Source organism: uncultured Thermanaerothrix sp. (assembly GCF_938028735.1).
Classification (GTDB): Bacteria; Chloroflexota; Anaerolineae; order Anaerolineales; family Anaerolineaceae; genus Thermanaerothrix.
The window spans coordinates 37,165-48,302 of record NZ_CALIMF010000012.1 but is presented as its reverse complement, the minus strand read 5'-3'; the positions used below and the strand labels follow the sequence as shown (position 1 = coordinate 48,302).

Annotated in this window: 10 protein-coding genes; 7 read left to right on the top strand and 3 right to left on the bottom strand. The window is 54.3% G+C overall.

Features of this window, described 5'->3' with window-relative positions; all coding sequences use genetic code 11:
- Positions 1–173: 173 nt before the first annotated feature.
- The 7 genes from fusA to Q0721_RS06645 all read left to right on the top strand — a co-directional run bounded on the left by fusA (position 174) and on the right by Q0721_RS06645 (position 8,318).
- Complete coding sequence (gene fusA, locus Q0721_RS06675; protein WP_299027242.1) at positions 174–2,249, top strand: elongation factor G; 2,076 nt, start codon at positions 174–176, stop codon at positions 2,247–2,249.
- Between the two features lie 97 nt (positions 2,250–2,346).
- Entirely contained in the window at positions 2,347–2,604 is a 258-nt protein-coding gene (locus Q0721_RS06670) for a hypothetical protein (protein WP_299027241.1), read from the top strand.
- A gap of 57 nt (positions 2,605–2,661) precedes the next feature.
- Positions 2,662–3,228, top strand: a complete 567-nt coding sequence (locus Q0721_RS06665) for an LOG family protein (protein ID WP_299027240.1) — start codon at positions 2,662–2,664, stop codon at positions 3,226–3,228.
- Entirely contained in the window at positions 3,225–4,661 is a 1,437-nt protein-coding gene (proS, locus tag Q0721_RS06660; protein ID WP_299027238.1) for a proline--tRNA ligase, read from the top strand. Before Q0721_RS06665 ends, proS begins: the two co-directional genes overlap by 4 nt.
- A gap of 13 nt (positions 4,662–4,674) precedes the next feature.
- On the top strand, positions 4,675–5,526 hold the full coding sequence (locus tag Q0721_RS06655; protein ID WP_299027236.1) for a hypothetical protein: 852 nt from the start codon (positions 4,675–4,677) through the stop codon (positions 5,524–5,526).
- An 89-nt stretch (positions 5,527–5,615) separates the two neighbouring features.
- Positions 5,616–5,888, top strand: coding sequence for a 30S ribosomal protein S15 (gene rpsO / locus Q0721_RS06650; RefSeq protein ID WP_054520749.1), 273 nt, complete (start codon positions 5,616–5,618; stop codon positions 5,886–5,888).
- A gap of 171 nt (positions 5,889–6,059) precedes the next feature.
- Positions 6,060–8,318, top strand: a complete 2,259-nt coding sequence (locus tag Q0721_RS06645) for a polyribonucleotide nucleotidyltransferase (RefSeq protein ID WP_299027230.1) — start codon at positions 6,060–6,062, stop codon at positions 8,316–8,318.
- Between the two features lie 52 nt (positions 8,319–8,370).
- Here Q0721_RS06645 and Q0721_RS06640 read toward each other — a convergent pair whose 3' ends face one another.
- The 3 genes from Q0721_RS06640 to atpE form a co-directional block, all read right to left on the bottom strand.
- Positions 8,371–9,972 carry a UDP-N-acetylmuramoyl-L-alanyl-D-glutamate--2,6-diaminopimelate ligase gene (locus tag Q0721_RS06640; RefSeq protein WP_299027228.1) on the bottom strand — a complete coding sequence of 534 codons (1,602 nt, stop codon included), beginning with the start codon at positions 9,970–9,972 and terminating at the stop codon, positions 8,371–8,373.
- A gap of 105 nt (positions 9,973–10,077) precedes the next feature.
- The gene (gene atpF, locus Q0721_RS06635) at positions 10,078–10,821 is read right to left on the bottom strand and encodes a F0F1 ATP synthase subunit B (protein WP_299027226.1); all 744 of its coding nucleotides are present in this window, start codon (positions 10,819–10,821) and stop codon (positions 10,078–10,080) included.
- 23 nt (positions 10,822–10,844) lie between these two features.
- A complete protein-coding gene (gene atpE / locus Q0721_RS06630; RefSeq protein WP_299027224.1) occupies positions 10,845–11,081 on the bottom strand; it encodes an ATP synthase F0 subunit C in 237 nt (78 codons plus the stop codon).
- Between the last annotated feature and the right edge of the window lie 57 nt (positions 11,082–11,138).

Here is an 11,138-nt window from a genome sequence, read left to right as displayed (position 1 = left end):
GCAAAAAGAGATGGTCAGGGATCAAACACTTGGTTCCCCTCTGCTTACGAGCGAGCCCTGTATCAAACACCACTTATTACAGCCAAGGATAAAAAGCGATTCCTTTTTGACAAGAACGCCGAGAGGCCTTAAAATTACAAGGCTGTGATTCCAGGATAAGAAGGGTTAAGCGCATGAAGGAGTATACCACTGAGTCCATTCGCAATGTCGCTTTAGTTTCTCACAGTAGTGCTGGCAAAACTATGCTGACTGAGGCGCTCCTGCACTTCACCGGCGCCACCACCCGACTCGGACGGGTGGAAGATGGAAGCACCGTCTCAGATTTTGATGAAGAAGAGATACGGCGCGGAATTTCCCTTTACACGTCTGTGATCCCCATCGAATACCGGGATGTCAAAATTAATTTCTTGGATACGCCCGGCTATACTGATTTCATCGGCGAAGTGATCTCAGCCTTACGCGTGGCAGACAGCGCCTTGGTTCTCATCGACTCGGTTTCAGGTGTTGAGGTGGGAACCGAGATTGCCTGGAATTATTGTAATCAATTCCGATTGCCCCGGTTTGTCGTCATCAACAAAATGGACCGGGAAAACGCAAATTTCCAGAAAGCACTGGCTTCCATCCAGGAATTCTCTGAAGTGCGCCTAGTGCCGGTCCAACTACCTTGGGGTGAAAAGCAAAACTTCCAGGGTGTCATTGACCTGATCACCATGAAAGCCTATAAAGGGGAAGGCAAGAGCGCCGTAGAAATTCCGGCAGAGTTACGCACTGCTGCAGAAGAGGCTCGAGTCGCCTTGGTGGAAGCAGCCGCCGAAGGCGATGACGAACTGCTGGAGAAATACCTGGAAAGCGGCTCGCTATCGAATGAAGAAATCGTGCGCGGGTTGCGCGGCGCTATCCGCAATCATACAGCCTACCCAGTCTTTGTGACCGCCGCTACTGCCGAAATTGGCCTCGCCCCTTTGTTGGACGCCATCATTGATTTACTCCCCTCACCCGCTGACATGCCGCCCGCGCGCGCCATTGGCAAGGACGGTGAGGAAGAACTCCCCGCATCTGATAGCGGGCCATTGGCGGTCTATGTGTGGAAGACTACGGCCGATCCTTTCGTCGGACGGCAAACGTTCTTTCGCATCTACTCTGGTTTCCTTACTTCAGATACGCGCGTTTGGAATCAAAGCAAAGGAGTCGAGGAACGCTTGGGAACGCTTAATGTTCCGCGCGGCAAGGAGCTCTTCCCGGTTAAAGTGCTTCATTGTGGCGATATTGGGGTCGTGCCGAAACTCTCTGAAACAGTTACTGGCAACACCCTTTGCGATAAAAACCACCCGCTGACCCTGCCCATCCCTGAGTACCCGAAGGCTCTCTATCAAGTCGCCATCGCCCCGAAGACCCAGGCCGACTCCGCCAAGATCACCCCCACCCTGACTCGCCTGTGCGAGGAAGATATGACCCTTTCCTGGCATATGGAGCCAGCGACAAATCAAACCATTCTGCAGGGGATGGGCGATCAACATATCGAGGTGGCAGTACGCCGCGCCGAGACCAAATTCCAGGTCGGTCTGGTTATCAGCGAGCCCAAAGTGCCTTACCTTGAGGCTATTACCAAAAAAGCCAGCGCCATGTATCGCCATAAGAAACAAACTGGCGGGGCAGGGCAATTTGGTGAAGTTCACCTACGCATTGAACCCCTGACGCCGGATCAGGAGTTGGAGTTTGTCTGGGAGGTCTTCGGTGGGGCGATTTCTTCGTCTTTCGCCCCCTCCATCCAGAAGGGCATTCAAGGCGTCATGAAAGAAGGTGTCCTGGCAGGCTATCCCATCCGCGGCATCAAGGTGGCTGTGTACGATGGAAAAGAACACCCTGTGGACTCAAAACCCATTGCATTTGAAATTGCGGGGCGTGAGGCATTCAAACTTGCGTTCAAGGATGCTGGCCCAGTGTTATATGAGCCCATTATGAAGGTCGAGATCATCGTGCCTGAAGCCAATATGGGGGATGTGCTGGGCGATTTGAACTCACGCCGGGCGCGAGTCTTGGGCATGAATACAGAGCGAGGTCGCTCGGTCATTACTGCCCTAGTGCCACTGGCTGAGATGCTGCGTTACACCACCCAGTTGCGATCCCTCACGGGAGGCCGTGGCTTCTTTACCATGGAGTTCTATAATTACGAAATGGTACCGCCTCATATCCAGCAGGAAATTGTCGCCGCTCGGCAGAAAGAACTTCAAGCACAACGGGCAGATTGACCCTTTCCCTCTCCTGTCGAGTATATTGCCTCTGGTACGGGCAATCCCCGCCCGTACCAGAATTTTATCCCAAGAGCCACAATGAGGAATGGACAGGATGTTCCCAAATGATAGTGCGCCCATAGATCCCGAAGCCTTCTGGGAGGCCATTCTCTCGCGCGATCCACAACAAATCCAGGCGGCGTTTGCACGCCTGGATCGGGAAGCGCAAAAAGCAGTTATGCAGCATCTCTTCCGCATGGTCAATGAACCTGGCTGGCATCCTGAGCAGCGACTCTCGGCGCGCAAAGCGCTAGAAGCACTGGGAATACCCCCCAATTACTTGAGGCAAACGCAAACCGGAAATGTGACTTGAAAACCCGAACCAAAAGATAGGTTAAAATATAGTATCTTCATCAGATGCGGACTCAATATGAAAATTGCCGTTTTTGGAAGCGCTCGACCGCAACCTGGCCAACCCGATTACGAGATAGCCTACCATCTTGGACGCCTGATCGGCCAAGGCGGCCATATCCTGATGACAGGTGGGTACATGGGCACTATGGAAGCCGCTTCGCGTGGCGCCGCTGAGGCAGGCGGGCACGTCATTGGCGTGACCTGCGAAGAAATTGAGCGCTGGCGACCCACCGGGGCCAACCGTTGGGTGGCTGAGGAAGTCCGCATGCGGACGCTTGTTGAACGGATCGCTTTCCTTATTCGTGAAAGCGATGCTGCCATTGCCCTGCCGGGAGGAGCGGGCACTTTAGCCGAAATCAGCCTGTTCTGGAATCACCTGATTATCCAGGCCATTCCCCCCAAACCGCTAGTCCTAATCGGAACAGCGTGGCAGAGCGTATTTCAGTCCCTCTTTGAGCGGATGCAAGGGCTGCTTGCCGAAAACGAGCAGCGCTGGCTGATTTTCGCCCTAGATTATCAAAGCGCGTATTTTGAAGTCTTAAAGATTGCTCAATCTTTTCCCAAGGATGGACGAAGCCCATGAGCACAGAGAAGTTGCCTGCACGTAGCGAGAATTTTTCCGAATGGTACAACCAAGTCGTGCTACGGGCCGAATTAGCCGATTACGCGCCCGTGCGTGGCTGTATGGTGATCCGTCCCTATGGGTGGGCCTTATGGGAAAACATCCAGCAGGCCCTGGACCGACGCTTCAAGGAAACCGGCCATGTCAACGCAGCCTTTCCGCTTTTCATCCCGATGTCCTTTTTGGAAAAAGAGAAGGAACATGTGGAAGGCTTCTCACCTGAACTGGCTGTCGTCACGGTCGGTGGAGGTGAGACTCTGGAGGAACCGCTGGTGGTACGCCCAACCTCTGAGACAATTATTGGGTACATGTACTCCAAGTGGATTCGTTCCTACCGTGACCTTCCGGTTCTGATCAACCAATGGGGAAACGTCGTCCGTTGGGAAATGCGCACTCGCCTCTTTCTGCGCACATTGGAGTTTTACTGGCAGGAAGGGCACACCGCTCATGCGACCGAGGAAGAGGCCTTGGAAGAAACGCTACGCATGCTCAATGTGTACACGGACTTCGCCTACAACGAAGCCGCCATCCCTGTCATCCCCGGCCGCAAAAGCGAAACTGAGAAATTTGCGGGAGCTGTCCAGTCGTACACAATCGAAGCCATGATGGGCGACACACGAGCCCTGCAATCAGGCACCTCACACTTTCTAGGCCAGAATTTTGCGCGTGCGTTTGATATCCAATATCTAGATCGTAATAATCAATTACAGTATTGCTGGACCACGTCATGGGGGCTTTCAACCCGCTTCATTGGCGCCATTATCATGACCCATGGAGATGATCAGGGTTTAATCCTACCGCCGCGCCTGGCTCCGATCCAGATAGTCATCGTGCCCATCTACCGCAGTGATACAGAACAATCTCAGGTTATGGCCGTTGCCACTCAATTGCACAAGCAATTGAGTGCGCGCTTCCGGGTCAAGGTGGACGATCGCAGTGAAGTGACCCCAGGGTTTAAGTTCAATGATTGGGAGCTACGAGGGGTTCCCCTGCGCATTGAAATTGGCCCAAAAGATGTAGAGAAGGGCGTGCTGACCGTTGCGCGACGTGACATCCCAGGCAAAGCCGGGAAGTCCACCATCCATCCCAACAACTTAGAAGCCCAATTTGCTCAATTGCTCGATGATATACACCTCTCCTTACTCAAGCGCGCCACCCAGTTCCGCGACGAACACATCTTTGACCCTCAGAACTACGAGGAACTCAAGGAAGTAGTGCAACATGGGTGGGCCTTTTCGTGGTGGTGTGGTAGCGCTGAGTGTGAGGCAAAGGTCAAGGAAGATACCAAAGCCACCACCCGATGCATCCCGCTGGAACAACCGGCTGGCGAGGGGCGGTGCATCGTCTGTGGGCAGCGGGCGACCCAGAAAGTGTATTTCGCCCGGGCTTATTGAAAGGCTTTTAGCTATGCCGGCTGTTTCCTTACACGTTCTGCGTCGGCGTTTGCAGGAGTTATCACTCCTGCTTGAGGATATTCCTCGCTTCAAACGGGAACTCCAACGCTTGATGGAACAATACGCCGACCTCTCCTACCAGCCGGGTGAAACCATCCCATTCACCCAAGCCTCGGAGCGCCTCCTAGTGCCCCCTGTTGTTCTCTACGAAGTTGAGGCCTTCTTAAGCACCCGGATAGCTCAATCCCCCGAACCAGCCTTGCACTTAGCTGATCTGCTCTGGGAAGACTCCCTACCGCTTTACCGACATCTGGCGGCCGTACTTCTGCGCGACCTTCCTCTCACAAACGAAACCTTGGCAGCCGTTGAAGAGCGGCTTTCAAGGTGGATAAACGACACAGAGGGGGCTTCTCACTTTATTCCTATGATTGTTACCGCCGCCGAAGGGCTGCAAAAACATGCACTGGAAGCTTGGCTGAACTTGGTGCACACCTGGCTTTTTTCCGCCTCACCAAGAAACCGCCGAGTAGCCCTGGTGGCCCTTCGGCACCTTGTTCAAAATACATCCTTTGAGAACCTTCCGCTCATCTTCGATTGGCTAAGCGCCTGGCTGCAAGAGTTCTCGATCTCAACCCCTACGGCAGAGACGCTTGACCTCTTGCAAACGCTGACCAAGCGTTCACCAGCCGAAACGGCCTACTTCCTGCGGCAGTTACTGGGGTTACTCCCCGCCCCCACGGCCCGCCGCCTGGTTCGAACTGTGCTCCCCATGCTTCCAGAAGATTATCGCCAACGCCTGCAAAGCACCTTGCGCCTGATGACAGCGCGCTCCAACCCTCCACCAACCCAACAACCTCTGGTATAATATAAATGCAGTGACTAGACCGGCATGTGGGACACCCTACGTGCCTGGAGACCTGCTCAGAACTCAATCCCTAAGGAGAAGCAGACGTCATGACCTTAACAAAAGAGGAGAAAAACAAACTAATTAGCGAGTTTGGCCGCCATGAGGGTGATACCGGCTCACCTGAGGTTCAAATTGCTTTGCTGACGCATCGCATTAACCAGTTAACTGAGCATCTGCGCACGCACAAGCACGACGAATCCTCGCGCCGCGGTTTGCTCAAATTGGTTGGCCAACGGCGTCGCCTGCTAATGTACTTGCGCCGCAAGGACTACACACGTTACGCGGCGCTCACGGAGCGCCTTAACTTGCGGGCGCGCTAACATTGGCAAACTAAGTGAGTAGATGGCGGCGAGTTAACCATCTACTCACTTTTTGGAGATTACTTAGCCTCCCCCCATGCGGTTGGGAGTTGAAATCTGGTGGGGACGTATGTCCTCAATAGCTTTCAGTTCCTAACCCGCTGGGGGGATAAAAAAGAGGTAAAGGAGAATATGAACAAACCAGAAGCCAAACAATACACGGCCATTGTTGGTGGTCGTCCGATTATCTTTGAGACCGGTAAATTAGCCGGCCAAGCAGGAGGAGCTGTAACCGTTCGCCTAGGTGATTCGGTGATCTTTGCGGCTGCCACCATGAGTGACAAGCCCAAAGAGGATGTGGATTTCTTCCCACTCACGGTGGAGTATGAAGAACGCCTTTACGCAGGTGGACGCATCCCTGGCTCGTTCTTCCGCCGCGAGGGCAAACCCTCCGAGGAAGCCATCCTAATCGCTCGCCTGTCCGACCGCCCCATTCGTCCCCTTTTCCCCAAAGGAATGCGGAATGAGGTCCAGATCATCATGTTTTCCATCTCCGCCGACATGGAGAATCCACTGGATATCTTGGCAGTCAACGCCGCCTCTGCTGCGCTGATGGTGTCGGATATCCCCTGGGGCGGTCCCATTGGCGCGGTCCGTATTGGCCGCGTTGAAGGTCAGTTTGTCATCAACCCCACCTTTGAACAAAAGGAGAAATCTGATCTGGATCTACGCATTGCCGGTACCCGTGAAGCTATCCTGATGGTCGAAGCAGGCGCTAATGAAGTGCCGGAAGATGTCATGGTGGAAGCCCTGGCCTTTGGGCACCAAGCCCTTCAACCCCTCATTGATGCCCAACTCCAAATGGCTGCCGAAGCAGGCAAACCCAAACGTGAGGTACCCATCTTTGAGCTTGACCCTGCCCTAGTAGAAACCATTCGCGAACGTGTAGCCGAACAGATTGAAACACTTCTTGACGCCCCTCACACCAAAAGCGAGCTCAACGATGCCATTGACGCGCTGGAAGAAAGCCTGGTAAGCGAATTGGCAGGCGAGGATACCCCACAGGCCCGCGCCGTAAAGGAAGCCTTTACCGAGGTTTATCGCGCCATTGTGCGTCGTCGCATCCTCGAGAAGGGCATTCGTCCCGATGGACGCAAACCAGATGAAATTCGTCCGATCTGGTGCGAAGTGGGAATCTCACCCCGCGCTCATGGCTCCGGCCTGTTCACGCGGGGTGAAACTCAGGTACTCACGCTGGCTACACTTGGAACTCCACGCGAAGCCCAGGAATTGGATAGTCTCGAACCGGTCGAAACCAAGCGTTACATGCACCACTATAACTTCCCACCTTACTCGACCGGCGAGGTCAAGCCTCTTAGAGGACAGTCACGGCGTGAAATTGGCCATGGAGCATTAGCCGAACGGGCTCTACTCCCAGTCATCCCGCCAGAGGAAGAATTCCCCTATACGCTGCGTCTGGTTTCTGAGGTGCTTTCTTCCAACGGTTCTACCTCAATGGCTTCCGTGTGTGGCTCCACCCTGGCCTTAATGGACAGTGGCGTGCCAATCAAGGCCCCTGTGGCCGGAATTGCGATGGGCCTCATCAAGGAAGGAGATAAGCACCAAATCCTGACCGACATCCAGGGGTTGGAAGATCACCTTGGCGACATGGATTTCAAGGTTGCTGGCACAGTCCAGGGCATTACTGCTCTCCAAATGGACATCAAGATCAAGGGTATCACCCCAGAGTTGATGCGTGAAGCACTAGAACAAGCCCGCCGAGCGCGTTTGTATATCTTGGATGAGATGCTGAAAGTCATCCCCGCACCGCGGCCAGAGCTCAAACCGCACGCGCCTCGCATCACCACCATCAAAATCCCGGTGGATAAGATTGGCGCAATCATTGGACCGGGTGGTAAGATGATCCGTGCGATCCAGGATGAAACCGACACCCGAATTGATATTGGTGAAGATGGCACGGTTTACATTGCTGCCACCAGCGGCAATGGTGCTGCTCTAGCACGCGAAAAGATCGAGCGCTTATGCGAAGTGCCTCAAGTAGGACGCATTTATACTGGGCGTGTTGTGCGGGTAACCGACTTCGGTGCGTTTGTCGAAATCCTGCCCAACGTCGATGGGATGGTTCATATCTCCCAGTTGGACACGGAGCGCGTCAAAAGCGTGGAAGATGTCGTGCGCGTGGGTGATGAAATTACCGTAATGGTTACCGACATTGACGAAAACGGACGTATTCGCCTCTCGCGCCAGGCTGTCCTGGAAGGCTGGACCCCCGAAGAAGCTCAGGCCCATGATCGTAATGGGCGCACGGGCGGAGCGCGTAAGCCCTCTACCGAGGGTCGTGGTAGTGGCGCTGCACGTCGCCCCACCGGTGGTCCCTCCGGCAAGCCATCGCGCAGTCCCAACAAGCCCCCTTCTGGTGGGCGCCGCTGACCTTGGCGCGTCAATGCACACCCCCGCTGAAATTCAGGCGGGGGTGTTAATTTCATGAAGCAAAATTGTCTTGCGTGGGTAGGTAAGGCATGGCATAGCCTGGTATCCCTAGACGCTCAGCCAGTGCCGCCCGCATTGCCAGGCGATCATCCCAAGGATATTCCACCGTGCCAAAGCACATAGATTGTTCGTGCCCTTTACCCAGGGCAATGACAACATCGCCGGGGTGTGCCATTCGCACCCCCAACCGGATAGCTTCGCCCCGATCAGGTACACGAAACACCGTCTCACCTTCCACAGCCCCCCCTTGCACTGCTGCCTGCAACATCACGTTCAGTATTTCCTCAAGCGACTCGGTACGCGGATCTTCAGCGGTTAGGATCGTGATATCAGCCAGACGGGCCGATTCGGCAGCCATTAGCCGACGCTTCTCTCGATCTCGCAATCCGGCTGATCCAAAGATTGCGATAACGCGCCCTGAAGTCAACTGACGCACGGTTTGCAAAGCACGTTTGAGAGCGTTCGGCGTGTGAGCAAAATCTACAATTGCCCAAAAATTCTGCCCCATATCAATGCGCTCCATGCGTCCGGGAATGCTTTTCAGAGTAGCCACCCCCACGCGCACTGCTTCCGGATCCAGGTCCAGTCCCAACAGGGTGGCCGAAACGGCAGCCAGGATGTTGTAGACATTGTACTCACCAATTAATGGGCTGTAGATGGGAAATTTCTGCTTGCCCGCATGAACCACAAAGGTCAATCCTTCAGCATCCTGGCGGATGGCTTCTGCCCACACATCATTGTCCGGTTGAAGACCATAGGTCACCTTCCGTCCTTTCACCAGATCGTTCAGAAAAGCGTAAGAGGCGTCTTCACGATTCAGCACCGCCAAGCGCGGATTCCCTTGCGCTTTGGGTAGTGTTGTCTCCAGGAATTGAAACAAACGCGCTTTAGCCGCTCGGTAGGCTTCATAAGACCCGTGATAGTCAAGATGTTCATGGGTGATATTGGTGACAACAGCAATATCAAATTCACATGCCGTGACCCGATCCTGCGCCAGACCGTGCGAGGTGGCCTCCAGTACCGCATGAGTGAGCCCCGCCGCGCGCATTTGCGCCAGATAGCGCTGCACATCTAGCGCTTCTGGTGTGGTCACATGAAAACCGGTATCCAATACCTGGTCTCCAATGACGGCATTGACCGTCGAGATCATCCCAGCCTTTAGCCCCGCCGCCAACAAAATTTGATAGATCAAATTGGTGGTGGTGGTTTTTCCATCCGTGCCGGTCACCCCAATAATGGTCATAGCACGGGCGGGGAAGCCGTAAAGCGCCGCCGCAAGATAAGCCAGCGCAAAGCGCGCATCTGGCACTTGAAGATAGGGAACCGGCCATGATTGTGTGGCGTGAGGTCGGGTGCCAATAACAACTACCGCTCCATTCTGGATCGCCTGGGGAATAAACTGGTGACCATCGGTGGTAGTGCCTGGAAGTGCCACAAAGAGGCATCCCGGGAAGGCATCGCGCGAGTCCATACAAATGCCACGAATCCACACTTGGGGAATGGGCCCAGGAGTTAGAATCTTAACCGGTGTTTGGAGAAGGAGATCGGCCAGGGCTACAGACTGAGGCACAATGGCTACGGGAGCATATGGCATACGCTGGTCTCTCAAAACCCTTTCATAACAAAACCCCCGTCAGGAAAGACAGGGGTAAAAGAGGAAAACACACGACATCATGAATAGGGGCTTAAGCAGCCCGACTTACTGCAAATGCTGTCGCAGATTCTGCAACTGCCCAGCCACCGAACCATCAATGATCCGATCCCCGACCCGAACGATCAGACCACCCAGAATCGAGGGGTCCACGCGGAAAGTGACCGAAGCGCTTCCTCCCAAACGGGCCAGGATATCTTGCTTGACCACCTCTTGTTCTTCAGGGGTCAAGGGCAGGGCACTGGTCACCTCCGCTGCACCTCCACCACCTGCTAGGGTTTCATTCTCGAGCACCACAACCTTGCCTCCCCGTACACCGGAGAAGAACTCCTCTAGTAAAGCGCGCTGGCGTTGCTCATCGAGGGTTTCTTTAATAAGTTTTTGGGTTGCAGCAATGGCCAGAGCGGCAATCTGTCCCCGCATTTCGCTTAAAACCCGATGACGCTCCTGCTCCAATTCGGCCAGAGCCTGCTCACGCTGTTTACGCAGTTCCTCTTCCTGCGCCACCCGCACTTCCCGTGCTACCGCCTCAGCGCGTTCGGTCGCCTCGCGCACAATCTCGGCCGCTTTTGCTTGGGCTTCCGCAATAATGCGACTGGCCTCTTTCTCCGCATTAGCGCGTGCTTCTGCCGCTACCCGCGCATCCTCCAAACCTTGCGCCACAATTTTGCGGCGTTTTTCCAACTGGGCCATAAGCGGCTTAAATACCCAAGCACGCAAAACCACCACCATCACGATGAAACTAAGGATCTGAACAAATAATAATCCCAGGTTAATCCCTAACTTTTCCAAGGCTCACTCCTTTGCTTGAGGAATTAGAGCACAAAGAGCATCAAGAAAGCAATCACCAAACAGTAAATAGCAATGGCTTCCGAAAACGCAATGCCCAGAATCATGTTCGTGAGCAGGTTACCATAAGCATCGGGGTTGCGTGCCATACCCTGTAACGCCCCCTGAACGCTCAAACCAATACCAACCCCTGCTCCCAAAGCACCGATCATGGAGAGACCCGCACCGATAAACTTTGCCGCCAGGATGATATCACCCGTCATGTTAAAGCGCCTCCTCTGGATGAATTTAGGTTATCAAAGTTTGTACCTGAAATTCCT